Annotated in this window: 21 protein-coding genes; 9 read left to right on the top strand and 12 right to left on the bottom strand. The window is 39.4% G+C overall.

Annotated elements, in window-relative coordinates; all coding sequences use genetic code 11:
* Nucleotides 1–224: 224 nt before the first annotated feature.
* Both ACPF64_RS00420 and ACPF64_RS00415 read right to left on the bottom strand, forming a co-directional pair.
* Entirely contained in the window at nucleotides 225–1,412 is a 1,188-nt protein-coding gene (locus ACPF64_RS00420) for an ammonium transporter (protein ID WP_016143347.1), read from the bottom strand.
* A 304-nt stretch (nucleotides 1,413–1,716) separates the two neighbouring features.
* Entirely contained in the window at nucleotides 1,717–2,601 is an 885-nt protein-coding gene (locus ACPF64_RS00415) for a LysR family transcriptional regulator (RefSeq protein WP_017389760.1), read from the bottom strand.
* 119 nt (nucleotides 2,602–2,720) lie between these two features.
* Here ACPF64_RS00415 and ACPF64_RS00410 point away from each other — a divergent pair, with 119 nt between their 5' ends.
* Both ACPF64_RS00410 and ACPF64_RS00405 read left to right on the top strand, forming a co-directional pair.
* Nucleotides 2,721–3,626, top strand: a complete 906-nt coding sequence (locus ACPF64_RS00410) for an AEC family transporter (RefSeq protein ID WP_426455108.1) — start codon at nucleotides 2,721–2,723, stop codon at nucleotides 3,624–3,626.
* Between the two features lie 128 nt (nucleotides 3,627–3,754).
* Entirely contained in the window at nucleotides 3,755–4,771 is a 1,017-nt protein-coding gene (locus tag ACPF64_RS00405) for a molecular chaperone DnaJ (protein ID WP_426455106.1), read from the top strand.
* Between the two features lie 117 nt (nucleotides 4,772–4,888).
* Here ACPF64_RS00405 and ACPF64_RS00400 read toward each other — a convergent pair whose 3' ends face one another.
* Together ACPF64_RS00400 and ACPF64_RS00395 are read right to left on the bottom strand one after the other, a co-directional pair.
* The gene (locus ACPF64_RS00400; RefSeq protein ID WP_426455104.1) at nucleotides 4,889–6,001 is read right to left on the bottom strand and encodes a hypothetical protein; all 1,113 of its coding nucleotides are present in this window, start codon (nucleotides 5,999–6,001) and stop codon (nucleotides 4,889–4,891) included.
* A 75-nt stretch (nucleotides 6,002–6,076) separates the two neighbouring features.
* Nucleotides 6,077–8,974, bottom strand: coding sequence for a valine--tRNA ligase (locus ACPF64_RS00395; RefSeq protein WP_426455102.1), 2,898 nt, complete (start codon nucleotides 8,972–8,974; stop codon nucleotides 6,077–6,079).
* 196 nt (nucleotides 8,975–9,170) lie between these two features.
* Between ACPF64_RS00395 and ACPF64_RS00390 the strand changes: the two genes are divergently transcribed.
* The 3 genes from ACPF64_RS00390 to ACPF64_RS00380 are packed head-to-tail and all read left to right on the top strand — an operon-like array spanning nucleotide 9,171 to nucleotide 11,164.
* Nucleotides 9,171–9,842, top strand: coding sequence for a hypothetical protein (locus ACPF64_RS00390; protein ID WP_198496756.1), 672 nt, complete (start codon nucleotides 9,171–9,173; stop codon nucleotides 9,840–9,842).
* A gap of 27 nt (nucleotides 9,843–9,869) precedes the next feature.
* Nucleotides 9,870–10,676 (top strand): SDR family NAD(P)-dependent oxidoreductase, encoded by an 807-nt coding sequence (locus tag ACPF64_RS00385; protein ID WP_426455100.1) that lies wholly within the window; start codon nucleotides 9,870–9,872, stop codon nucleotides 10,674–10,676.
* A 53-nt stretch (nucleotides 10,677–10,729) separates the two neighbouring features.
* Entirely contained in the window at nucleotides 10,730–11,164 is a 435-nt protein-coding gene (locus tag ACPF64_RS00380) for a nuclear transport factor 2 family protein (RefSeq protein ID WP_198079499.1), read from the top strand.
* Here ACPF64_RS00380 and ACPF64_RS00375 read toward each other — a convergent pair.
* The 8 genes from ACPF64_RS00375 to sdsA all read right to left on the bottom strand — a co-directional run bounded on the left by ACPF64_RS00375 (nucleotide 11,161) and on the right by sdsA (nucleotide 21,839).
* The gene (locus ACPF64_RS00375; protein ID WP_003655403.1) at nucleotides 11,161–11,595 is read right to left on the bottom strand and encodes a YbjQ family protein; all 435 of its coding nucleotides are present in this window, start codon (nucleotides 11,593–11,595) and stop codon (nucleotides 11,161–11,163) included. The two genes, ACPF64_RS00380 and ACPF64_RS00375, sit on opposite strands and share 4 nt — an antisense overlap.
* Nucleotides 11,596–11,602: 7 nt before the next feature.
* Nucleotides 11,603–11,953: a YbjQ family protein gene (locus ACPF64_RS00370; RefSeq protein ID WP_003655405.1), complete on the bottom strand. Its 351-nt coding sequence runs from the start codon at nucleotides 11,951–11,953 to the stop codon at nucleotides 11,603–11,605.
* 109 nt (nucleotides 11,954–12,062) lie between these two features.
* On the bottom strand, nucleotides 12,063–13,517 hold the full coding sequence (gene adeK / locus ACPF64_RS00365; protein WP_005036452.1) for a multidrug efflux RND transporter outer membrane channel subunit AdeK: 1,455 nt from the start codon (nucleotides 13,515–13,517) through the stop codon (nucleotides 12,063–12,065).
* Nucleotides 13,517–16,693 carry a multidrug efflux RND transporter permease subunit AdeJ gene (gene adeJ, locus ACPF64_RS00360; protein WP_056483253.1) on the bottom strand — a complete coding sequence of 1,059 codons (3,177 nt, stop codon included), beginning with the start codon at nucleotides 16,691–16,693 and terminating at the stop codon, nucleotides 13,517–13,519. Before adeJ ends, adeK begins: the two co-directional genes overlap by 1 nt.
* Nucleotides 16,694–16,705: 12 nt before the next feature.
* Nucleotides 16,706–17,953, bottom strand: a complete 1,248-nt coding sequence (gene adeI / locus ACPF64_RS00355; protein ID WP_080027674.1) for a multidrug efflux RND transporter periplasmic adaptor subunit AdeI — start codon at nucleotides 17,951–17,953, stop codon at nucleotides 16,706–16,708.
* 23 nt (nucleotides 17,954–17,976) lie between these two features.
* Nucleotides 17,977–18,603 (bottom strand): phosphatase PAP2 family protein, encoded by a 627-nt coding sequence (locus tag ACPF64_RS00350; RefSeq protein WP_426455096.1) that lies wholly within the window; start codon nucleotides 18,601–18,603, stop codon nucleotides 17,977–17,979.
* Between the two features lie 183 nt (nucleotides 18,604–18,786).
* Nucleotides 18,787–20,847 (bottom strand): site-specific recombinase, encoded by a 2,061-nt coding sequence (locus ACPF64_RS00345; RefSeq protein ID WP_426455094.1) that lies wholly within the window; start codon nucleotides 20,845–20,847, stop codon nucleotides 18,787–18,789.
* A 14-nt stretch (nucleotides 20,848–20,861) separates the two neighbouring features.
* Entirely contained in the window at nucleotides 20,862–21,839 is a 978-nt protein-coding gene (gene sdsA, locus ACPF64_RS00340; protein WP_003655412.1) for an All-trans-nonaprenyl-diphosphate synthase, read from the bottom strand.
* Nucleotides 21,840–22,282: 443 nt separating this feature from the next.
* Here sdsA and rplU point away from each other — a divergent pair, with 443 nt between their 5' ends.
* The 4 genes from rplU to ACPF64_RS00320 all read left to right on the top strand — a co-directional run bounded on the left by rplU (nucleotide 22,283) and on the right by ACPF64_RS00320 (nucleotide 24,722).
* Nucleotides 22,283–22,594 (top strand): 50S ribosomal protein L21, encoded by a 312-nt coding sequence (gene rplU, locus ACPF64_RS00335; RefSeq protein ID WP_004639133.1) that lies wholly within the window; start codon nucleotides 22,283–22,285, stop codon nucleotides 22,592–22,594.
* 18 nt (nucleotides 22,595–22,612) lie between these two features.
* Nucleotides 22,613–22,870 carry a 50S ribosomal protein L27 gene (rpmA, locus tag ACPF64_RS00330; protein WP_002116037.1) on the top strand — a complete coding sequence of 86 codons (258 nt, stop codon included), beginning with the start codon at nucleotides 22,613–22,615 and terminating at the stop codon, nucleotides 22,868–22,870.
* A gap of 240 nt (nucleotides 22,871–23,110) precedes the next feature.
* On the top strand, nucleotides 23,111–23,806 hold the full coding sequence (lolA, locus tag ACPF64_RS00325) for an outer membrane lipoprotein chaperone LolA (RefSeq protein WP_003655415.1): 696 nt from the start codon (nucleotides 23,111–23,113) through the stop codon (nucleotides 23,804–23,806).
* Between the two features lie 115 nt (nucleotides 23,807–23,921).
* On the top strand, nucleotides 23,922–24,722 hold the full coding sequence (locus tag ACPF64_RS00320) for an RsiV family protein (RefSeq protein ID WP_426455090.1): 801 nt from the start codon (nucleotides 23,922–23,924) through the stop codon (nucleotides 24,720–24,722).
* Nucleotides 24,723–24,786 lie beyond the last annotated feature (64 nt).

Below are 24,786 nucleotides of genomic sequence, written 5' to 3'. Positions count from 1 at the left end.
AGTGTGAGTTGAAGGCATTACATAAAATAAAACTTAAATTGGTCTTAAACTAAACAAATTTTAATGTTTAAATAAAGTTGATTTTAAAAATAATATTGATGATTCATAGATATATATTATTTACTTATAGAAATTATGTGGTGGTTTTTTTAGCCATTTGGGTCTGTGAGAACTTTTGAAATAATGATAAGCAGAATATTTGACCCTGCTTATCAATCACTGAATTAGAACATACCTTCTTCGGAGTTTGCAGAAATTTTATGAATGGATAAATCTGCACCTCTAAACTCATCTTCTTGAGATAAACGAATACCGATGGTTGCTTTAAGTAAGCCGTAGACAATAAAGCCGCCAGCGAGCGCAATGGCAATCGCAAGAGCTGTACCAATGAGCTGCGAGATGAAAGACACACCGCCTAAACCACCAAGCCATTGTTGACCAAATAGACCTACTGCAATACCACCAAATGCACCACACACACCATGTAACGGCCATACACCCAACACATCATCAACTTTGAGTTTGTTTTGTGTGTAGGTAAATAGGTACACAAACATCGCACCAGCTGCACCACCAATAACAAGAGCGCTGATTGGATGAACAATGTCAGACCCTGCACAGATTGCGACTAGGCCTGCAAGTGGACCGTTATGTAAGAAACCTGGGTCATTTTTACCAATCGCATTTGCTGTAATCGTTCCCCCAACCATAGCCATGAGTGAGTTGATTGCAACCAGACCAGAAATTGCATCAACACGTTGCGCGCTCATCACGTTAAAGCCAAACCAGCCGACAATTAAAATCCATGAACCAAGTGCCAAAAATGGAATAGAAGAGGGCGGGTGAGCACTTACACGACCATCTTTCTTATAACGACCAGAACGTGCCCCCAATAAAATTACAGCAGCAAGCGCAATCCAACCACCCATGGCGTGGACAACAACTGAACCAGCAAAATCATGAAAAGCTGCACCAAAAGTAGTTTCTAACCACTTTTGCAGACCATAGTTGCCATTCCAGACCATGCCTTCGAAAAAAGGATAAACCAGCGCAACTAAAGCGAGTGTTGCAATGGCTTGAGAACGCATTTTTGCACGTTCGGCAATACCACCTGAAATAATGGCAGGAATTGCCGCAGCAAAAGTGAGTAAAAAGAAACAACGCATAAGGTTGTAGCCATGATCACTTGATAAAACCGTACCATCATGGAAGAAGTGCTGGCCATAAGAAATATAGTAGCCAACAAAGAAATATGCGATTGCTGAAAGGGCAAAGTCAGTCAGAATTTTACTCAGTGCGTTCACCTGATTTTTATGGCGAACCGTACCAAGTTCCAAGAATGCAAAACCTGCGTGCATGGCAAGAACCAAAACAGCACCAAGTAATAAGAAAAATAGATCTACATTTTGCATAGCATGCTCGAAAAAAGTGCTAAATTCCATTTTGGAACAAATCTGGGTCTGTAAATTGCACCAAAATAGATTTAAGGAATCTAAAAACCTAAGTTTGTCGAAACAAACTCAATTGCATAAAAATGAATATGCAATAAGCGCACCAATTTAGATTGGATAATGGGGTTTTGACGATAAATGGTGCGTTGATTTGGTCAAGATAGGGCAGTAATGGCGCTTTTTATGTTAAAAATCATCTAATACGCTTATAAATTGACCTAAAAAAGTTCGTTATTAAAATTTAAAAGAGTCGTTTATATTTGAACTAATGATCCGACCAAACTTCCTGAGCAACTTCAATGAATGCTTTCACAGCTGGACTCATATGCTTTTTATTTTTCACTGCGAGACCAATAGAACGCTTAAGATTCGGTTTAAAAGGGCGTTTCACTACATTTGGATAGAGTGAGAGTAACTCTTTGGTAATTACCATATCCGACACAATCGAAACCCCTAACTGGTTATGGACCATGCTAACAATACTCAGAATTTGTGAAACATAAAATTTGATGTCTGGTTTCACATTAAAATTTTTTAGAATTAATTCGACCTGATGTCTACTACCTGCCATTGTCATGATAAAAGGGCAGTTTTCTAGTTGTGCTGGATCAATATAGAGTTGTTGTGCGAGCGGGTAACCATTTGGAATTAGGGCAACAAAACGGTCTTCGATTAAAGGGAATGTATCAAAACGCTCATCTGGCATAATCAAAAAACCGACTTCTATACGCCGTTCCAATAACCATTGAGCAACTTCTTTATCCTCACCTTCATCAATATAAATTTCGATTTTAGGATAGCGCTGCCGAAAGCTTTCTAAAATTTCAGGCAATAGATAAATGGATGATGAAGCCCCAAAAGATCCGATATGTAATGTGCCTTCATTTAAACCATGTATCGCAGCCACTTCTTTTTCTAATGTATTGGAAATACTCAATAGCTCTTTTACATGAGTGAGTAACTGCTGACCTGTTGTAGTCAGCTCAATATCACTTTGAGTTCTTGAAATGAGGTTAATACCCCATTGTTGTTCTAATGACTTAAGCGCATGAGAAACTGCCGACTGTGAAATTCCCAGCTTTTCTGCTGTAGCAGTAAAGCTTTTTAGTTCAGCAATGAGTGCAAAAATTTCAAGCTGGGTAAATGTCATGTTGTACTTATTATGAGTAAAAACTCATTTTATCATGAGTTTTCATTATCTTTAATATATGAGTAAGCCAAGGGAATTGCCAAAAATAGCAAGTCCTTCAACCAAACTCGAGTAAAGAAATGAATAGCATTGTTTTATCTCTATTTCCTTTAGTTGCATTAATTGCATCGGGATACTTATTTAAGAAATATCGTTTTTTTAGCGATGAGTTTTGGGCTGGGGCAGAGAAGCTCAATTACTATATTTTATTTCCAGCTTTACTTTTTAGTACGTTGTCGACCGCGAAAATTGACTTACAAAGCTTGAGTACAGCCATTATTGCGATGTTGATTGTAGTTTTGGCAGTTACCATTTTCTTGTACATACTTCGCGTGTTTTGGCACATACCACCTGCACGTTTTGGTGTGCACGTACAAAGTATGGTTCGCTTTAATACTTATATTGGTCTGGCGTTAGTGACTTCGCTTTTTAAAAGTGAAGGAATGGCAATACTGGCAATTTTATTGGCGCTTTGCATTCCACTTGTGAACATTATTTCGGTGCTTGCTTTAACCTCTAAAGAACATATGGCGATTAAACCTGTTTTGATTGCCCTTCTTAAAAATCCGTTAATTGCATCGTGTGTGGTGGGAGCGGCAGTCAATGCACTTCACATCCCGATTTGGGACGGCATTGCTAACTTTATTAAACTTTTTTCAGCATCGAGTTTGCCACTGGGTCTGTTATGTGTGGGCGCAGCTTTACAGTTTATGCAAATTAAAAAAGATATTGTCGTGTTGGCGGCAGACACTTTTGCACGACTTTTAGCAGTGCCTGCTTTGGCCTATATGGTTTGTACTTGGTTTGGTTTACCAAGTTTGCAAACACAAATTTTAGTCATTTTCTTTGCGCTACCGACTGCTTCTGCTTCATACATTTTAACTAAAGTATTGGGTGGCGACAGCCAACTCATGGCAGCCGTAATTAGCTTTCAGACTTTATGTGCTGCCGTGACTTTACCAGTAGTGATTTGGTGGATCTCTTAAGTTATAAACATTTAGGTAAGTCACATTCTATTCTCTAAAATTAATAGACTGATTCTTATTTAAAGAATGCTTTGCTACCTTCCTCATCTGATTATTGCTACACTTTTTTCTTTTTCAGGTGGATGAGTATGTCCTTTGATCTTAAAGTGAGCTTACAGCAAAGGTCTGAACCATCTGCACAGCAGAAAAAACTTAATCGCCTGATTGATAAAATAGAACAGCAAAAAGTTAGCCTTAGCACATGGCAAAATGCGCAAGCTGAGATTCAACAGCACATACGTCAAAAACTGATGCCTGTGTATAGCGATTTACATGAAGTACTATTTCAGCAGTTAGATCAACTTTGGAATATGTTGCATAGCCATGAGTTTTCCAAAGCGGATATGCAACAACTGGATGAAAAAATTGCCCAGCTTGCACAAATGTTGAAGCGCTCAAAACAGCTATCTGAGGAACAGTTGGAGTTAGTGAAACAGATTGATACCTTTTATCAGCAACATGCGGGGGAGTCGGCAAAAAAGACTAAAAAAGCTCAGTCAATAAAATCTGAATATGATGAAAATACTGATCAAAGTGCAGAATTTGATGAAGACTTTGAACAGTATGCTGCTGAGCAGCAACAAGCACGGGAACAAGCCAAACAGCAAAGACAGCAACAAAAACGTGAACAAGCTGAGCAAATGGCAGCGCAGTCACTCAAAACAGTTTATTTAAAAATTGCCGCGATGATTCACCCAGACCGTGAACAAGATGAAACCAAAAAAGAAGAAAAAACTGAGTTGTTCCAGCAAGCAAGTCAGGCCTACGAAAAGCAGGACTTGTTTTATTTACTCAAACTCCAGTTACAGCTTGAACAGAATAAAGGGCTAGGCGCTAAAGAATTATCTGTTGAGCAATTGAGGTTTTATAAACTTGCTTTAGATGCACAAAGTCAGCAGCTTGAGAGTCAAATTGCTGAGATTTTGGATTCTTTTCAGTTAGCCAAGAATGTGAAAGCAGAGCATGTACATATCAGTGATGTTTATAAAGCTGTAGATGCTGATTGTGTTGAGTTAAAGCAGCAGTTGAAGTGGGAAAAAGAACGTTTAAAGCACATGAAAAAAGTGAGTGGGGTAGAGATGTTGTTGGGGCATGGGGTGCTTTAAAGCTTTTTTGCCGCTTCCTTTGGAAGAGGGAATATATCGAATAGGAAATGAAATTCGAAATACTCTCTTCCAATAGGTTGGATAAACATATTTATGCTATAAAAAAGACTAAAATATTTATTCATATAAATCATGAGTTTTTATAAACAGGGCAACATCAGGTGATTGTATTAAGTTAATACATTTTCTTAATATAAAACCAAACAAAATAACCATAATACAGAATATAATAATAGCTAAAAACTCTGAAATAAAAAAGAATATAAGACTACATCCAAGTAAGCTAATCAAAATATAAAGAAATAAAGTAATATATTTTTTCTCTATTTGTTTAATTTTAGATTTACGCTGTGCTTGGTTTAAAATAGGTGTAGGAGATTGCCAAATTGTATGTGAATGAGCCAAAGTTGTATTTTTAAGCTCTTGATAATAGTTTTGATCAATAGCGAAGAAATCTAAAAATTTCTGTTCTGCAACATAAAAATTTTGCATGGATTCAGATAAAATAAAATTTTTAAATTCAACTTGTTGAAAATGAATTTCGAGAAACTGATTATCAGAATTACGTAAAATTTTTATTTTTTCAACTGCATTGAAATAAAGAAAATCTGAGTTTGTTAAACCATAAATATTACATAAGCCAACAGGGATTTTGGGATTAGTTCTTACTTCTTTGAATTCAATCAGTACATTATGTGGTTGGGAGTTGATTACTTCAATTAGCAGTAAAGTATAAGATTGCGGTAATAAATAAAGTTTAACTTGTTGTCCGATTAATTGATGAGGTACGAGGTTATTTTTACTTAGATTGATTTGAGGATAACTAATTTTAAAATCTTTCTCTAACGTTCTATTATTTATATCCTGATATTCTATTGTAACAATAAGGGAAAATTTTTTTTTATTCCAATGTTGGATTTTTTTGATAACGCCATATGTTAAAAGATATTTTTTAATTTGGGCTTCTTGGCGTAACTTTTTTTGTTTTTGATAATCAAAATAAAGAAATAGAATAGAAGATAATAGCCCAATAGCACACAAAGTATAAAGAATAATAATAAATATTTGATTATCTATTTTTTTCCAGATTACTAAAACTAAAAAAAGAATAAGAATAGCTTTAAGCAAGTTTTGTAACCATTGTGGTGACAGGCTTAGAGGGAAATATTTCGTCAATTGTTTTTCAGAATTGACTATTTTGAGCTGGGGTTGATGATTGGTTGTATTCATTATTTTTTATCTATGAATATAAAGGGCTGATAAATCAGCCCTTTATATTACAGATTAAATTGGAGGTTATAAAGATTAAAGCGCAGCAATCTGCTCCATATTCGCTTTAACTTTCTCTAACTGAGCAGCAAACTCAGCAAGCTTCGCTTTTTCACCTTCAACAACTGCTGCTGGTGCTTTAGATACAAAGCCTTCGTTTGCAAGTTTGCCTGCAATTTGGTCGTGTTGCTTTTGGATTTTATCTAAGTCTTTTTGCAAACGAGCAAGCTCAGCTTTAGGGTCAATTAAGCCTTTCATTGGTACAAATACCGATGCATGGCTAACAACGCTAGAGCAAGATAAAGGTGGTTCTTGGTCTTTATTCAAGAACTCAATGCTTTCAACTTTAGCCAATGCTTTGAACAATGCTTCAATACGAATAATTTGTTCACGTTCAGCATCAGACGTGTTTTGAAGTAATACTGGCAACAAGCGCGCATTACCTAAGCCCAACTCACCACGGATGTTACGTACGGCACCAATTAAACCTTGAAGCCATTGCATATCCGCTTCAGCTTGTTCATTCACTTTAGCTTGCTCAGGAATAGGGTATTGAGCAGTCATAATCGTTGGGCCGCCTTGACCAAGCATCGGTGCAAGCGTTTGCCAGATTTCTTCTGTCAAATACGGCATTAACGGATGAGCCAAACGTAAAGAAGCTTCCATCACTGCAAGCAATACACGGCGTACTTCAGCTTTACGCTCTTCTGCAACTTCTGCATCGTTCAGAACTGGTTTAGTTAACTCAACATACCAGTCACAGTATTCATTCCAGATAAAGTCATAAATCGCTTGTGCAGCAAGGTCTAAACGGTAAGTTGCAAACGCTTGGTGTACGGCAGCTTCAGCTTTTTGCAGACGGCTCATAATCCATTGTTCTGGAAGTTCCCAAAGATCAGGACGAGCGTCAGTACCAACAGTTTGACCTTCAACGTTCATTAGAACGAAACGAGTCGCGTTCCAGATTTTGTTACAGAAGTTACGGTAGCCTTCAACACGTTTTAAGTCGAACTTAATGTCACGACCAGTGTTTGCAAGCGCACAGAAAGTAAAACGAACTGCGTCAGTACCATAAGCATTAATACCTTCTGGGAACTCTTTGCGCGTTGATTTTTCAATCTTCGCTGCATCTTTCGGGTTCATCAGACCAGTTGTACGTTTTGCAACTAAGCTTTCTAAATCAATACCATCAATCAAGTCTAATGGGTCAAGTACGTTACCTTTAGACTTCGACATTTTTTGACCTTCACCATCACGTACCAAGCCGTGAACGTAAACAGTCTTAAATGGAACCTGAGATGAGCCATCTTCATTTTTCATGAAGTGTAAGGTCATCATGATCATGCGGGCAACCCAGAAGAAAATGATGTCAAAACCAGTCACCAACACATCTGTTGGGTGGAAAGTTTTTAAGAAATCATTTACTTCATCTTGCTTCGCATCGCCAGTCCAACCTAAGGTTGAGAAAGTCCAAAGCGCAGAAGAGAACCATGTATCAAGAACGTCTTCGTCTTGTTTAAGTTCAACATCAGCAGCGATGTTGTTTTTCGCGCGTACTTCTTCTTCGTTACGACCCACATAGATGTTGCCATTCGCATCGTACCAAGCTGGAATACGGTGACCCCACCAAAGCTGACGTGAAATACACCAGTCTTGAATGTCACGCATCCACGCCATGTACATGTTGCTATATTGTTCTGGAACAAACTTAATACGGCCATCTTGAACTGCTTCAATTGCAGGTTCAGCAAGTGGTGCAATTTTTACATACCATTGGTCAGTCAATAATGGCTCAATGATCACGCCTGAACGGTCGCCACGTGGCGCTTTTAAGTCATACGGTTGGATTTGATCTAACCAGCCTTCAGCTTCAGCTTGAGCAACCAATTTTTTACGTGCTGCGAAACGCTCTAAACCAGCGTATTCCGCAGGTGCAGTAATAGTTTTAGAAATTTGTTCGCCAGCTTTTGCAATATATTCAAACTCGCCCAAAACTTCGGCGTTTTTGTTGAAGATATTAATGATTGGCAAGCTATTGCGTTTACCTAGGTCATAGTCGTTAAAGTCGTGAGCAGGCGTGATTTTTACACAGCCAGTACCGAAGTCTTTTTCAACGTAGTCGTCTGCAACGATCGGAATTAAACGACCAGTAATTGGCAATACAATGTTTTTACCAACAAGATGTGCATAACGCTCATCTTCAGGGTGAACAGCAACAGCAGTATCGCCCAGTAACGTTTCAGGACGAGTCGTTGCAACGACTAAATAGTCTTTGCCATCTTGAGTTTTAACTGATTTGTCTTCAAAGAAATATTTAAAGTGCCAAAGCGAGCCTTTTTCTTCTTTGCTTTCTACTTCAAGGTCAGAAAGAGCAGTTTGAAGTTTAGGGTCCCAGTTTACAAGGCGCTTACCACGGTAAATTAAACCGTCTTCGTGTAAACGAACGAATACTTCTTTAACTGCGTTCGATAAACCTTCATCCATCGTAAAGCGTTCGCGTGACCAGTCTACAGACGAACCTAAGCGACGAATTTGTTTCGTAATCGTGCCGCCAGATTGTTCTTTCCATTCCCAAACTTTTTCGATGAACTTATCACGGCCCAAGTCATGACGAGTCACACTTTGTAAGCCAAGTTGACGCTCAACAACCATTTGAGTTGCAATACCCGCATGGTCAGTACCTGGTTGCCACAAGGTGTTTTTACCCATCATACGGTTATAACGGGTGAGGGCATCCATAATGGCATTGTTAAAGCCATGGCCCATGTGCAAACTACCAGTGACGTTTGGTGGCGGAATCATGATACAGAATGATTCACCGTGACCAGAAGGTTTGAAGTAACCTTGTTCTTCCCACGTTTGGTACCACTTCTTTTCGATCTCGGTTGGATCGTATGTGGTCGCAATATTTTGAGCGGTTTGAGCGTCAGTCATAGTAGCTTAGATCGAATATGCATAAAAAATTGCACCTATTGTAGCAAAAAAATGCCTCGAAATTAATGTGCTGAAAACAGATAAACGGTTTTGTATTTTTTTCAAAAAACGGTAGATTTATGAAAGATGGATCACAATTTAATCGTGTAGACACACGGCAGAAAAATTACAAAAGAATTGAAAAAGGATGTTGCTCATGAGTTATGAAGTTTTTTTGAAAATTTCCGATTCAACTTATACCCAATTCGAGACCATTCGGCAGAAACTGCATGATGGGGTAAGCCAAAGTCAGGCAAAACCTTTAGGGGATGTATTGTCTGACCTTTCTTGTGAAATTATTGAGCAGGTTTTTTCTGTACTTTTACAGTCAGGGAATACAACTATGTCTCCAAAACAGCAAGCTGAGTCTGAAAAAGTGATTCAGCAAGTTTTAGAGACTTTTCGAAAATACATGCCTTGGTCAGTTTCATTCTTTGGAAATGAACGTCTTTTACCTTTAGTCGATTACATGACATCTCTGATGAAAGAGCAGGGGCAGCAAGTTTATATTACCTATCCGGTTACGCTTCAACTCGTGCAACAAGCCGAAAGTCTGACTCAGCAAATTCGTGATGGGAATATGCAGAGTGTTGCAGCTGCTTTTGAGACCCTCATTCAAATTGTAGATTTAGGCGTAACAAGCCTAGTACGTGAACCTAAAAAGCGTTTAAAATTTAATTTAGTTGTCGATAAAACCCTGAATGGGGTCATCAACATGACGACGCATTTAGGCTATAAACGTTTGGAAAAGTTAGGTACTCAGGTCGATCAGACCACAGCAACTCATTATATCAACCACTTTTTGGCCTTCATGCATCAAGCAGCATAATTTAAAAAGATAATAGGAACATAAAGCATGGCCAAACTTGATACTTTGCAAAATAAAGTGGTATGGATTACGGGAGCATCTTCTGGTCTGGGTAAGGCCTTAGCAGGCGAGTTGGCTTTGCAAGGGGCGGAGGTGATTTTGACCTCGCGTCGTTTTGATGAATTAGAAGTAGTTCGAGTGGGTTTGTTAAATCCAGATCATCATTTATCTGTGGTTGCAGATATTACTGATGAAAAGCAGGTACAAGAAGCCTATGAGCAGATTTTAAAAGCGAAAGGCAGAATTGACTGGCTTATTAATAATGCAGGCTTAAGCCAACGTGCTTTAATTGAAGATACAACAATGGCAACCGAACGGGCCATTATGGAAGTCGACTATTTCTCACAAGTGGCATTAACCAAAACTGTGCTTCCGACCATGCTAAAACAAAAGTCTGGTCGAGTTGTATTTGTGTCGAGTGTGGCGGGTTTATTAGGAACGCAGTACCGTGCAAGCTACTCGGCTGCTAAAGCTGCAATTCATATGTGGGCAAATAGTTTACGTGCTGAGGTCTCAGATCAAGGCGTTGAAGTTTCAGTTATTTTCCCAGGCTTTGTAAAAACTAACGTTTCTTTTAATGCGTTAAATGGTGCTGGACAACCTCAAGGTCATCAAGATGAAGCAATTGAAAATGGTTTAGAGGCAGATGTATTTGCAGAGCAATCTGTAAAAGCATTAATGCATGGGCAAGAATATATTGTTGTTGGTGGAGCAAAAGAAAAACTAGGGGTTATGGTTTCTCGGATGTCTCCAAAACTTCTCTATAAAATGATTCGGAAAACAAAAGTAAAATAAAAAAGTGATTTTGCCATGCTAAATTGATGGAAAACCCGCATAGAAGGTTCACCATGGATCAAGATTATCACCGTATTTTAGAAGTCATTACGCGTTTTCAATTGGTCTTTGACCAGAAAAATTGGGACGCTTTTGATGAGTTATTGGCCGATCAACTTGAGGTTGACTATTTCCAGTTTAGGGGAGAGCCTTTATGTGTCGTGTCTTGTCATGAATATAAAGGTTCTCGGCAACAGGCGTTGTCGCATCTCAGATTGCAACATAACTTAAGTAATCCGATCATCCGTATTGAACAAGATCGGGCATGGTTAGAATGTAATTATCAAATTTATCGTTTTTCAGAAAATGATTATTTTCATTCGTTTGGTCGTTATTATTTTACTTTGGCAAAACAACAGGACAGTTGGAAAATTACCGGAATTTGCCAACATTTAACTAAAAATATTGGCAATCCACGCATTCATTTTTCTAGTGTAGGGCAGTATTAATCTTTTACTGCTGTACCGTAGGCAAAGACTTCGACCATTCCGCCCTGCATTCCTAGTTCGGTTGTACTCAGCCGAACTCCCATAATATGGTTAGCTCCTGCGGTATGGGCTTGTTGTTTTAAACGGACAATCGCTTCACGGCGAGCACGCTCAACCACGCTTTCATAACTGGTGAGTCGACCACCCAAAACATTCTTAATGGATGCCAATACATATTTAAAGTAATCGTGAGAAATCACAACATTACTGCTAATAAAGTGGCCTAGTTGATCACTCGTCGCAAAACGATTCGTATCAATTCTGATATGGGCCAGTCGTTGCTCTTTTTCTAAAAGTTCTTTCAAATGTTTTCGTTCAATATGGCGCCCAAAACCCCAACCAATACTGAAAAGAATCAGAAAAATAACAAGCTGAAAAATAAGATTTTCCATTTTCTACCTATGCACTAAATGGATCTGGTAGATGGGGTGCTTGAGGTTGCACAACCACAGCGGTGCCATATACAAATAGTTCGGAAGCACCTTGAGCAATATTTGAAGTTGAAAAACGAATGCCGACAATTGCATTCGCACCAAGTTGCTGGGCTTTGGCAATCATACGATTCATGGCTTCTTGGCGGGATTCTTCTAATAATTCGGTATAACCTGTAAGTTCACCACCCACAATATTTTTTAAACTCGCCATCAAGTCACGGCCAACATGCTTACTACGGACTGTACTTCCATAAACAACATCAAGCTGTTTTAAAATCTGGTGGCCCGGAACACTTTCTAAATTACTCAGTAACATTATTTTTTATCAATCTAAATCTCTTAAGGTTTCAAGATAAGAAATATTCACATGAGATGCAATAAAAAAGCCCACCGAAGTGAGCTTTTATAGATAAGTTATTTAAAACTTATTGCTTTTTAAGTTCAGCGCTCGATGGTTGATTAACCACTGTATCTGAAGAATTTGCTTTTAAACCGCCACCTAGAGTTTTGTATAACTCTATTTGGTTGTTTAAGTTAGCTTGTTGAAGCAACAATAAACCTTGTTCTGCTGAATAAGATGAACGCTGTGCATCAAGAACTGTCAAGTAACTATCAATACCAGCACGGAAGCGGGCATTTGATAATGTGTAGTTGCGGTTAGTTGCTTCTACCAGACGTTGTTGAGCTGTTAAACGTTCACCAATATTGGCACGAGTTGCAAGCGCATCATTAACTTCACGGAATGCAGACTGAACTGATTTTTCATAATCAGACAATGCAATTTTCTGATCGGTTTCAGAAATTTTTACATTGGCACGGCGCGTGCCCCAGTCAAAGATTGGTAAGTCTAGGCTTGGCCCAACTGACCACACAAATCCACCCGACTTAAATAGATCACTTAAGTCAGTCGATGCATAACCTGCAGAACCCGTTAAGCTAATTGTTGGGAATAAACGTGCTTTTGCAGCACCAATATTCGCACCAGCAGCGCTTAAGTTATATTCGGCAGCTTTTACATCTGGACGGTTGTTAAGCAAGTCGCTTGGTAAACCAGCTGTATATACATTCTGTTGAGTAATGCGTTTTACAGGTTGGTTTGGCAACAAGTTTTGCGGAATCGATTGACCTGCTAACAAGTTCAACAAGTTTTGTGCTTGAGCCATCTGAGTTTTGTAGTTCGCTACATCGTTACGCGCAGTTTCTACAGAAATCTGTGCCTGACGTAGTGGAACTTCACTGTCGATACCCACATCAAAACGTTTTTTGTTGAGGTTGTAAGAGTCTTGCTGTGCTTTAAGCGTTTGCTCTGCAAGCTTTAGATTCGCCGATGCAAAAGAATAGTTCAACCATGCTTGAGCAACCTGACTAATCAGACTGATTTGTGTCGAATCACGTGCACTTTGCGTTGAAAGATAACTATCTAATGCAGCATCTTTCAAGCTACGAACGCGGCCCCAAAAATCAAGCTCATAGGCAGTTACACCCAAACCCACCTGATAGGTAGAGTAGGGGTTATTCGGATCACGGCTTTGAGAAACCTGACGAATTGCACTACCACTTGCTCCAATGGTTGGAAGCTGGTTGTTTTGAGTAATTCGATATTGCTGTTGAGCACGTTCAATATTGAGCGTTGCTGTACGTAAGTCACGGTTGTTGGCAAGAGCCAAATCAATCACTTCGAGCAAACGAGGGTCAGAAAAGAACTGTTTATAACCCTGTTCTGCAATAGACGTACCAGAAGCGCTGTTATATCCATAGCTTTGTGGTATATCGGTTTTCACGACTGGTTCTGGGCCGCGCATGCTTTGACAAGCTGCCAAAGCAAGCGCAAGTGCAGATACCGCAATGCTACGACCTGAAATAGACCATACTTTTTGCATCACGATTTATGCTCCTGAGTGTTTATGGTTTTTGGTTTGTACTTAAAGATACTACGAATCCACACATAGAATACAGGGATAAAGAAGATACCTAAGAACGTTGCACTGAGTACGCCACCGAGTACACCGAAGCCGACTGAGTGCTGACTTCCTGCACCAGCACCTGTTGAAAGGGCAAGTGGAAGTACACCAAAACCGAAGGCAAGGGTGGTCATAATAATTGGACGTAAACGCATTTTTGAAGCATGTAAAGTTGCATCAAGTAGGTCTTCGCCTTTTTCCTGCAACTCTTTTGCGAACTCAACAATCAAGATCGCATTTTTTGCAGAAAGACCAATTACCGCGATCATCGCTACCTGGAAGTAAATGTTATTTGAGAGATTTGGATCTCCTTTAATAATCATACCCAAGTAAGTCAATACGATTGCACCAATAATACCAAGTGGTACTACAAGTAAAACCGAGAACGGAATAGACCAGCTTTCATATAATGCAGCTAAGCAAAGGAAAACGATTAACAATGAAAGAGCATAAAGGAATGGAGCTTGAGCACCAGACTCACGTTCTTCAAGTGATAAACCTGTCCATTCATAGTCGAAACCTTGTAAGCCCATAGATGGAAGCTTAGCAATAATTTCTTCCATGGCTTTCATAGAATCACCAGAACTTACGCCCGGTGCAGGTGTACCTTGAATGTTAACCGATGACACGCCGTTATAACGTTCAAGACGAGGAGAACCATATGTCCATTCGCCTGTAGCAAATGCAGAGAACGGTACCATTTCACCTTTGCTATTACGTACATACCACTTGTTTAAGTCTTCAGGCATCATACGGCTACCCGAATCACCTTGAACATAAACTTTTTTCACACGACCACGGTCAACGAAGTCGTTAATGTATGAGCCACCCCATGCAATACGCATAGTGTTGTTAATGTCAGCAATGCTAACGCCCATAGCACCAGCTTGAGCCTGATCTACATTAATTTGATACTGAGGTGTATCTTCTTGACCATTAGGACGTACCCCTACAAGACGCTTATCTTGTGAAGCCAAACCTAAAATTGTGTTACGTGCGGCAATCAGTTTCTCATGGCCTTGACCACTTGAGTCTTTAAGCTGCAAGTTAAAACCAGCAGTTACACCGAGTTCAGGCATTGCTGGAAGCTGTAATGGCATGATGTAAGATGCGTCTTTGACGATCATGTTTAATGCCATACCGCGCTGAATTAACGCACCAATTTGAGATTCTGGTGAAGTACGTTCACTCCAGTCCTTCAATTTAACGAAGCCAATACCAGCATTTTGACCAACACCCGTGAATGAGAAACCTGAAACAGTGAAAATAGATTCCACTGTATCTTTTTCATTCATGAAGAAGTTTGTCATGGTATCAACAACTTTATTCGTACGATCAAGCGTTGCATTCGGTGGTAATTGTACAAGTGTCATGACCACGCCCTGATCTTCTTCTGGTAAGAATGAAGATGGGAGTTTTTGGAACAAGAACACCAATAGGCCAATCACTAAAGCGTAAAGTACGCCAGAGAAGATTTTGCCTTTAAGCATGCGGCTAACACCATTTTGGTAGCTATGCGACATGCGGTCAAAACCGTTGTTAAATCCTCTGAAGAAACGAGCAAAAATATTATTGCTTGGTTCTTTGTTAGGATCATGCTGTTTTAAAATTGTTGCACAAAGTGCTGGCGTGAAGGTTAACGCCACAATTAACGATAAGACCATTGCTGTTACAAGGGTAATCGAGAATTGACGGTAAATTACACCAGTCGTACCACCAAAGAATGCCATTGGTACGAATACCGCTGTCAATACGCTTGTAATACCAATTAATGCACCAGAAATCTGTTCCATTGATCGTGAAGTCGCCGTGACCGGATCGGTATGTTCTTCACTCATGACACGTTCAACGTTTTCCACTACAACAATGGCGTCATCGACCAGAAGACCAATTGCCAATACCATAGCGAACATGGTTAAGGTGTTAATTGAGAAACCAAAGATATTGATGACAGCAAATGTACCTAATACAACAACAGGTACAGCAAGTGTTGGAATAATCGTTGCACGCCAGTTCTGCAAGAACAAGAACATGACAATGAATACTAAAATTACCGCTTCAATTAATGTGTGTACAACACTTTCAATTGAAAGACGAATAAATGGAGTAGTGTCATAAGCCAGTTTATCTGCAAGGCCTGCTGGATAGTTCTTACGTAATTCGGTTAAACGATGTTCAACAGCATCAGCGGTATCAAGTGCGTTGGCACCAGTTGCAATTTTAATTGCAAGACCACCAGCAGGTTTACCATTAAACTTCGAATCGAATTGATAGTTATCAGAACCTAACTCAACACGAGCAACATCTTTTAAACGAACCTCAGCACCTGATGCTGTGTTCTTTAAGAAGATATTTTTAAATTGCTCAGGTGTTTGCAGCAAGCTTTGTGCATTCACTGTCGCGTTAAGTACTTGACCTTGTACCGCTGGCGCTCCGCCTAATTGACCTACAGCAACTTGTGAGTTTTGCGCTTGCAAAGCAGTCGCAATATCACTTGGTGTTAACTGGTAATTAGTCAATTTTGCAGGGTCGAGCCAGATACGCATAGCGTATGAACCACCAAAAACTTGTACCTCACCAACACCAGCAACACGGCTAAGCGGTTCTTTAATTGATGAGTTTACGTAGTCTTTAATGTCTGAGTCTGAAAGGCTGTTATCTGGTGAATAAAATGCAATAACTTGCAAGAAGCTTGCACCAGATTTGGTAACTGTCACACCTTGACGTTGAACATCCTCAGGTAAAAGAGCAGTTGCAGATTGCAGTTTGTTTTGAACTTGAACTTGTGCAATATCTGGATCAATACCTTGTTCAAAGTTTAATTGAATAGAGGCCTGACCGTTACCCGCACTGTTAGATGAAATATAACGTAAACCATCTAGACCATTCATTTGTTGTTCAATGATCTGGGTTACGGTGTTTTCAACAGTCTCAGCCGATGCACCAGGATAAGTTGCAGCAATTGTAACTGTCGGCGGAGCAATCGTCGGATACTGTGCAATAGGCATTTTTGTGAGCGTGAGAATACCCGCTAACATAATGACTAGTGCAATCACCCACGCAAAAATGGGGCGATGAATAAAAAATTGTGCCATTCAATCTACCCCTTATGCATTAGATGCTTTCTGTTCTGCTTGAGGTTTACCTGATTGAGCCGGTTTTGTCGCATTTGGAGCTGTACCTTGAGGGGTTGCTGGTTGAGCTTGGTAAGGTTTTGCTGACACTTCTTGCCCTTCTTTAACTTTGGCAACACCATCAACAATCACTTTATCACCAGCTTTGAGACCATTGGTCACAATCCAGTTTTGTCCTTGAACACCAGAAGTTTCAACAGGACGACTCTCAACAGCACCTTTTGCATTAACAGTCATCGCCATGGCTTGACCTGTCGGTAAACGGGTAATTGCAGCTTGAGGAATCAGATAAGCATTTGGAACTACACCCTGAACAATCTGCGCAGTTGTGTACATGCCTGGAAGTAACAGATGATTCGGGTTCGAGAATACGGCACGTAAAGTAATCGTTCCTGTATCCTGATTTACAGAAGCATCAGAGAAAGCAAGTTGTCCTTCGATTGGATAGGTTGAACCATCTTCGAGCTTCAATTTTACTTTCGTGTTGTTACTATTGTCTAAACTACCTTTACTCAATTGTTGACGTAAACGTAATAACTCGGCGCTAGACTGGTTAATATCAACATAGATTGGATCTAACTGTTGAATCGTCACTAAAGGATCAGTTTGGTTTGCAGTGACTAAAGCACCAGCTGTTACAGAAGAACGTCCAGACTGACCAGAAATTGGTGAGCGAATTGTAGAGTAACCTAGATCTACGTTTGCATTTGTTACTTGAGCCTTCGCTGCAGCAACTTGTGCTTCTGCAACGTTAACTTGACCAAGTAAGTCGTCATACTCTTGTCTAGATACAGCGTTACTCGAAACAAGTTGCTTATAACGGTTTAACTTAGTACGTAGGGAAGCTAGATTTGCCTGTTGTTGTAAAAGTGCTGCTTTTGCATTTTCGAGCGTTGCATGGTTAGTTCGAGAATCAAGTTGATAAAGAGCCTGACCTTCACGAACATAACTTCCTTCAGCAAACAAGCGTTTTAAAATTACGCCACTTGTTTGAGGGCGAACTTCAGAAATTTGATATGCTGAAGTACGGCCAGAAAGTTCAACGCTTTGTTCAACACTTTGTGGTTGAGCAACAATAACACCTACTTCAGCAGGCGGCATTTTCTGAGCAGCAGCAGCTTGCTGTTTCTCATCGGAGCCTTTGCCACAACCAACAAGTGCGATACTTGTTGCTAATGCGCAAGCAGTAAGGGCAGGAGCCCAAAGCTTAGCCGACATCATTGTTCCACCTCGTTAGATAAAATCTAAAAATATATTTGTTTTTTACTTAACCTACTTTGTGTTTGTGATAACCAGAGCCAAAGCAGTGCAATCCAAATAAAACCTATGCCCCAACCGGCGAGTACATCTGTTGGAAAATGAACTCCAGCATATATTCTTGAAAGCCCCATACAGATAAACCAAAGACAGGAGATCAAAATGATATAAGGAGAGTTAGTGTTGGGCTTATGGCATAACATTATCATTGCCAGACAGGCCAGTGTTGATGCATAAACACTGTGTGCACTTGGGAACGATGCACCGTAACTTTCGACAATATGATATACCTGTGGGGGTCTTGGGCGGTCAACACACCACTTGAGCAGCCAACCCATGGTGATACTGCCAATAACTCCCACGCTAATGAAAATAACAGTAATATATTTTTTATACCATGCTTGATATATACATACCAGAAAGGATAAAAAACATACAAAAGGCATACCACCTATTCGCGCTAGAAAGATCGTAATAGAGTTAAGATAATCTAATCGGTGTTCACTCAATATTTGAACGCTCAGGAGATCCATAGATTGAAGTCTTGGTACAAAAAGACCAAGCACACCTAATCCGAAAAAAATACAACCAATAAAAAGCAACATATAGGGCATGTATATACCTTTGCTTATTCAAGCAGTGTCCACTACTGAAAGCCGTTAAAAGTGTACTTGCCAGTACACTTTTTTTCAAGCCTGATAGATCATCGTAAATTCATTTTGAAAAATTTTTAACATTTGGAAAAACAATAACAACAAAATTGACGGAATTCACATTTTATGCACAAAGCAAAATTCTTAGTGCTCTGCCTTTTTTCCACTATTTGTTGTCGTATTTTCTTCAACTTCTAGAGGTTGTTTTGGTGGCCAGAAAAAATCGCTGGGGCGAGTCAGAAAATGGGTCATTACCAGTTTAGCTAAAGGTTTCCATTGTTCGAAGCGAACTCGACGTGCCCGTAGTGCCACAATAATGGTTAAGGTGAAACTAACGAATAAGTTAGTGAGACCAATACATAACACGCCTAAAAAGGACACGATAATCAGTCCGATATCTGGGCTACCGTTAATTGTCATTAAACCTTGAATAAAGTTAGCCGAGGCAAATGCAATATGGCGAATATCCAAAGGTAAACCTAGGATAAAACCTATGGTGCCCATACTTCCTAACATAATCCCGAATAAGAAGTTACCGGCTAAAGCTCCTAAATTACGCTCAATATATTCAGCAAAACGGTTGAGGCGATCTTGTCCTAACCAGTTTGCTAAACGGCGATGTGCTCTAAGGCGTGGGCCGACTTTCCGGTAAACAGCCATATTGTCGAAGTATCCCGCAATAAGGCCTGACAAAAATAAGCAAACTCCAGCTATAGCTGCATGTGGAACTGCCAAAGAGGTGAAGGGATTTAGGCTGTGCAATAAATAAGTTGCTTTAGTATGAGTTAATAAAGGCTCATCAAGATAGAACTGCCAAGCAAAAGTAATGAGCGCGGCAGTAGGAATCGCAATTGAAATATTGCCTAAAATAGCAATGAATTGTGTTCGAATAATATTAATAATCAGAGCTGCTAACTCTGCAATTTGAGCTGTTTTAGAGCCTTTACGCTGCTGTACTGTTGCAGCGAGGGCCGCAGCAGTCATTGCAGGTTGTTTGGTTGCAACTGTGAAATGAAGAACATGAATCAGAATGAACCCTAGAGAATAATTCATACTGAAAGTAAAGGCCTGCATGAGCGGAGCCATGGTCATTCTTGCTGCAAGAATTTTTAAAGATGCCATACAGGCAATAATAACGCCCGCTCCAGCGGCAGCTTTATACATGCCCCAGAAACCTTTTGTATCGGTACTTACATAATGTTCGCCTGTTCGGCTGGCATTTTCAGTCACTTGAAAGGCAATGAGTTCACTTGTCGTACTGAGTAAAGAGCGAACACTTTTTTCACTGTAGTGCGCCTTGGTTAAATCGGAAATAAGATGTCCTAAAGAGACATATTTTCCTTTACTGTTATCTACAACCAAATAAAGCAGTAATTCAATTCGGTCGAGGCATTGCTCAAGTAACGACAGTAAATAAGTCAAACTTAAGCTAACACCAATTCTTTTGGTGGCACGGCGAATCTTTAAAACCACATCCCGACATTGTTCCAGCATAACAAATGCTTGTGATGCATCCGGAGGAGAAATAACTGCAATTTCATGTTCAGAAAGTTCTTGTTTTTTATACTTTTCGATAAACTCAATAATTTCACGGTTCTGAACTAAAAATGGTGATTCATATTCAGTTAATTCCGGTTGAGCATTAATAAATTCAGGGTAAAGGCCAATTCCACTAATTCGATAAGTTAAGACGGTAATTGCTTTAATCATTTCACTTTGAATGACAAGCTTTTCGTCTACATTACTTTGGCTTTGTCCAATAAGACTGAATAAATTTGCCCAATCCTCATCATCAATATTATTGAGCCAGATTTTGTCACTTTCTAAATAAAAAATTCGACCAATTAATATTTTGAGTTGGCTTGCATCTTCGATTAACGGTAAAAAATGTGCTCCGAGTCTTTGTCCAAGCTGGTTCCAGAAACCATCTAAAGACAAAATTCCGCTATCGGCATATAAGCTGACTTGTTTATAGCGATTAATTAGACGTAATAAAAAAGTTTGTAGCAGAAGCGGCGCTGTAGGTGTGCGTAATAGGCTTTCAATTAAAGCCTGTATTTTTTGCTTTATCTCATCCGTATCATGAGGATCGGATGGACGAATGGCATTGACTAATTCAATGATTGGATTTTCGTCAATGACAGCTTGAGTATCCTCAAGCTGTTTCTGTATTTTTAAAAAATGATCTGAAAAATTTATATGCATAGGCAAAATAATATCTATTGTATTCGATGTAACGCAAGCTGAGTTAAGTTAATCAAAGCCTGACGATATGGTGTATCGGGTAGGTTTGATAAAGCTTGCAGTGCTGCTTCTGTTTCTTCTTGGGCACGTTGGTGACAATAATCTAAAGCACCAGACTTCTGTACAATTTCTATAACTTGAGATAATTGGTCCACTCCACCAGTTGCGATACTGCGACGAATAATCGCATGCTCATCACCTGTTGAGTGTGCTAATGCAGAAATTAACGGTAAAGTTGGCTTACCTTCCATTAAATCATCACCAATATTTTTACCTAATGTTTCAGCATCTGAAGTGTAGTCTAAAATATCATCAATAATTTGGAATGCATTACCAAAATGGCCAGCAAATAATCTCAAAGGTTCACGATACGCTTCTTGTCCAGCCAAAATAGCAGCGCCTTCTGTAGCCAGTTCAAACAGACGAGAAGTTTTACCGTGAATAATTTTTAAATAAGTTTCTTCTGTTGTATCTGGTTGATGTTGCGATTGAAGTTGTAATACTTCACCTTCCGCAATTTCACATGTACCTGTTGAAAAGTCTTTCAATAAAGTCATGTTGTTTAAATCGACCAGTAAATCGAAAGCACGTGCAATGAGGAAGTCACCGACTAATACGGCTGTCTGATTGTTCCATGTCGCATTTGCTGTAGGTCGACCACGACGAAGCCCAGATTCATCTACCACATCATCATGGACTAATGTCGCGGTATGCAACATTTCAATGATTGCAGCCAGACGCTGTGCGTTTGCCATATTATCTAGGCCACATGCGCGAGCAGCGAGTAAGCACATGATTGGGCGCATACGTTTTCCGCCAGCTTCAACAACATGTTTGCTGACAGACATGACTAAACCGACTTTTGAGCTAATTCCTTCATTAATCAAGTGATCCATCGCAGCAAAGTCTGAGGCAACAGGCGCAAGAATGTCTTGCTTGAAATCGATGACCATATGAAGAAAAACCCCGTATTGGTAGATAAGTGGCGTTAGTGTATCAAGTAAAGGTGTGTTGCACAGGTTAACAAGTGGCTGATATTAATCATTTCTATTGTCTTTATGCGTTCTTTGTTCTTTATTTAAGCAAAACATGATATTTCCGGCAAAACAATAAATTTAATGACATCAGCATTAATACAACTTGTTCTTGTCGCAATTTGTGTCTGGAACTGTATTTTAATTTTCATTCAGAATCAATGAAAACTGCTAAATTCCAATCTAAGCTATTTGTTGATTTTGTAAAAATAGGGCAATAGACTTTACTGATAAATAGAAAATACTTGTCGTTTGATCAAATTTCACTTAAAATCTGTCGCCTTATATAACCCCAGTGGCGAGCGTTTTAAGATCGATATATCCCTTATCGGCACGTCGACACGGGCTAATTGGAGTACATTATGTACGCAGTAATCCAAAGCGGTGGTAAACAGCACCGTGTAGTTGAGGGTGAAACCCTTAAAGTTGAATTATTGAAAGCTGAATCTGGCGCGACTATTACATTTGATGATGTATTAATGGTTGTAAACGGTGACAGCATTCAAATCGGTGCTCCAGTTGTAGCTGGCGCTAAAGTAACTGCAGAAGTGGTTGGTCATGGTCGTCACGACAAAATCCGCATTATCAAAATGCGTCGTCGTAAACACTACCGTAAACAACAAGGTCACCGTCAATGGTTCACTGAGTTGAAAATTACTGGTATTTCAGGCTAATCACGAGGAGTAAGAGACATGGCAACTAAAAAAGCCGGTGGATCGACGAAGAACGGTCGTGATTCAAACCCAAAAATGTTAGGTGTTAAAGTTTACGGCGGTCAAGCTGTAACTGCTGGTAACATCATCGTTCGTCAACGTGGTACTGAGTTCCACGCTGGTGCAAATGTTGGTATGGGCCGTGACCATACTTTATTTGCTACTGCTGACGGCGTAGTAAAATTCGAAGTGAAAGGTCAATTTGGCCGTCGCTACGTAAAAGTTGAAACTGTTTAAGTTTTAGCTTCAAAAAAAGCCCACATTTTGTGGGCTTTTTTTATGGAATCTAATCTGGTTTATCTTCATCATGATGAATGAAATTCTACAAACAACATGAATAACATAACAAAATATCTTATTTTCTCAATGATTAGCACAGAGTTTGTCGGTTAATATGAGTCTTGAATTAAGAGCTTGCTAAGTTTCATAACTTTGAAAGATGGCAAGTTGTCTTACAGCAACTAAAAAGGTGATGACATGAATATGCTTCGTAAAACTATGTGTGCTATTACACTCAGCGCGTCAGTGCTTGCTCCTGTAATGAGTACTACAGTGTTTGCTGCGCCTGTAGCAGCACCGGAGCAACAGGCAATTGGGAACCTGGTTAATCAGTTATCAGGATTACAGCGTTTAACTGCCGATTTTGAACAAACAACTAAAGCCAATACAAAAACTGTGGCACAGAAAAAGAGTTTAAGTGCGCAGCATATGAACCAGACATTTAAAGGCTCAATGAAAGTTGAACGCCCTGGGAAATTTTATTGGGAAACGGTGAGTCCGTCTAAACAAACGATTGTAACGAGTGGGAAAACAGTTTGGATTTATGACCCAGATTTACAACAAGCTGTACGTCAAAGCTTAGATGATCAGGTTGCAGATACGCCAGCGTTATTACTCTCTGGTAATACCAATCAAATCATGAAGTCTTATCGTGTAACACAGCCAGATAAATCTAAATTATATTTCACGTTATTTCCGAAAAAAGAAGATGGTGCTTTCCAAAGCTTAACGATTAGTTTTGGAGCAAATAAAGCGCCTACGCTTATGGTGTTACAAGATTCACTAGGTCAAACCACCTATGTTCGTTTCAAAAATGTGAAAGTAAATGCTTCAATTCCAGCATCTGTCTTTAACTTTACGCCACCAAAAGGCACAGATGTTATTGACCAATAATTAATTCTTCTAAAAAAAGCTACCTTTCACGGTAGCTTTTTTTATATTAGAGAGATAGATACATTTTTTAACCCCGTCTTATTCTTACGCTTTGTATAGTGATAGAGGTAAATTCATGGGGATTATTATGCGACTTTACGATAAAAAAATTATTTGTATTCTTCCATTAATGGCTGCAATGGCAATTGTGAGTGGTTGCCAACCCAAGTCGGCAGCTAAAGAGGAGCAAGCCGCTTCGACTACAAAAGTTAAAGAAAAAAAAGAGGTTGGCGTGCCTGTAATTCAGGCAAAAGTAATCCCAGTAAAATTGCCGAAATCAAAAGTTTGTTTAGAAGATGGTTGTACAGAGTATGACTTTCAATCAGTACAAACCAATCAAAAGTGGATTAATGATTACTTTACCAATCGTATAAAGAAAGCAGATCCAAATGCCTTTGCAAATTTAGCTGATCAGCCAGTTGATGTACCTGAAGGTGAGCCTCGTTCGAGTCAAAGTGCAATTTATGTCCGCTATTTGGGGCAAAATTATAACCTTGCAACTTTTGCGTTACAGACCTATTCATATTCTGCTGGTGCAGCACATGGCATGTCTCATCAAGAATTTGTGACTTTTGATTTATTAAATAAAAAGCACATTACTGTTGCCGAACTTATTCAGCCAGATGTTGAAAAACAGTTAGTTGATGCGCTTTTTGATGCGAATACCAATTGGCTTCAAGAGCACAATATCAGCCGTGAAAAACTGCAATTAAGTGATAATTTCTACTATGGCGCTAATGGTATTGTTTTTGTCTATCCAATCTATGAATTAGCTTCTTATGCAGAAGGGATGACTGAATTAACGCTGCCGTATTTTGAAGCGAGTAAATTCATTAAACCTGAGTATTTGCCAAGTGTGCCAAACTATAAGTTCTAAAATAGGTGATCTATTCTAACAATTGTGTGAAAGCTATTCGTTATGAAGATGATCACTATATTTT

This window comes from Acinetobacter sp. KB005, assembly GCF_049949095.1.
GTDB lineage: Bacteria > Pseudomonadota > Gammaproteobacteria > Pseudomonadales > Moraxellaceae > Acinetobacter > Acinetobacter calcoaceticus.
The sequence above is the reverse complement of the archived record's forward strand: the minus strand, read 5'-3'. Positions and strand labels throughout refer to the sequence as shown.

Excerpts from the sequence above, each read along its gene's own strand:
- ACPF64_RS00420 (WP_016143347.1), bottom strand. The coding sequence starts at position 1,412 with ATGCAAAATGTAGATCTATTTTTCTTATTACTTGGTGCTGTTTTGGTT.
- ACPF64_RS00385 (WP_426455100.1), top strand. The coding sequence starts at position 9,870 with ATGGCCAAACTTGATACTTTGCAAAATAAAGTGGTATGGATTACGGGA.
- ACPF64_RS00400 (WP_426455104.1), bottom strand. The coding sequence starts at position 6,001 with ATGAATACAACCAATCATCAACCCCAGCTCAAAATAGTCAATTCTGAA.
- adeJ (WP_056483253.1), bottom strand. The coding sequence starts at position 16,693 with ATGGCACAATTTTTTATTCATCGCCCCATTTTTGCGTGGGTGATTGCA.
- sdsA (WP_003655412.1), bottom strand. The coding sequence starts at position 21,839 with ATGGTCATCGATTTCAAGCAAGACATTCTTGCGCCTGTTGCCTCAGAC.
- ACPF64_RS00415 (WP_017389760.1), bottom strand. The coding sequence starts at position 2,601 with ATGACATTTACCCAGCTTGAAATTTTTGCACTCATTGCTGAACTAAAA.
- adeI (WP_080027674.1), bottom strand. The coding sequence starts at position 17,953 with ATGATGTCGGCTAAGCTTTGGGCTCCTGCCCTTACTGCTTGCGCATTA.
- ACPF64_RS00395 (WP_426455102.1), bottom strand. The coding sequence starts at position 8,974 with ATGACTGACGCTCAAACCGCTCAAAATATTGCGACCACATACGATCCA.
- ACPF64_RS00320 (WP_426455090.1), top strand. The coding sequence starts at position 23,922 with ATGGGGATTATTATGCGACTTTACGATAAAAAAATTATTTGTATTCTT.
- lolA (WP_003655415.1), top strand. The coding sequence starts at position 23,111 with ATGAATATGCTTCGTAAAACTATGTGTGCTATTACACTCAGCGCGTCA.
- rpmA (WP_002116037.1), top strand. The coding sequence starts at position 22,613 with ATGGCAACTAAAAAAGCCGGTGGATCGACGAAGAACGGTCGTGATTCA.
- ACPF64_RS00390 (WP_198496756.1), top strand. The coding sequence starts at position 9,171 with ATGAGTTATGAAGTTTTTTTGAAAATTTCCGATTCAACTTATACCCAA.
- ACPF64_RS00410 (WP_426455108.1), top strand. The coding sequence starts at position 2,721 with ATGAATAGCATTGTTTTATCTCTATTTCCTTTAGTTGCATTAATTGCA.
- ACPF64_RS00405 (WP_426455106.1), top strand. The coding sequence starts at position 3,755 with ATGTCCTTTGATCTTAAAGTGAGCTTACAGCAAAGGTCTGAACCATCT.
- ACPF64_RS00380 (WP_198079499.1), top strand. The coding sequence starts at position 10,730 with ATGGATCAAGATTATCACCGTATTTTAGAAGTCATTACGCGTTTTCAA.
- ACPF64_RS00350 (WP_426455096.1), bottom strand. The coding sequence starts at position 18,603 with ATGCCCTATATGTTGCTTTTTATTGGTTGTATTTTTTTCGGATTAGGT.
- ACPF64_RS00345 (WP_426455094.1), bottom strand. The coding sequence starts at position 20,847 with ATGCATATAAATTTTTCAGATCATTTTTTAAAAATACAGAAACAGCTT.
- ACPF64_RS00370 (WP_003655405.1), bottom strand. The coding sequence starts at position 11,953 with ATGTTACTGAGTAATTTAGAAAGTGTTCCGGGCCACCAGATTTTAAAA.
- adeK (WP_005036452.1), bottom strand. The coding sequence starts at position 13,517 with ATGCAAAAAGTATGGTCTATTTCAGGTCGTAGCATTGCGGTATCTGCA.
- rplU (WP_004639133.1), top strand. The coding sequence starts at position 22,283 with ATGTACGCAGTAATCCAAAGCGGTGGTAAACAGCACCGTGTAGTTGAG.
- ACPF64_RS00375 (WP_003655403.1), bottom strand. The coding sequence starts at position 11,595 with ATGGAAAATCTTATTTTTCAGCTTGTTATTTTTCTGATTCTTTTCAGT.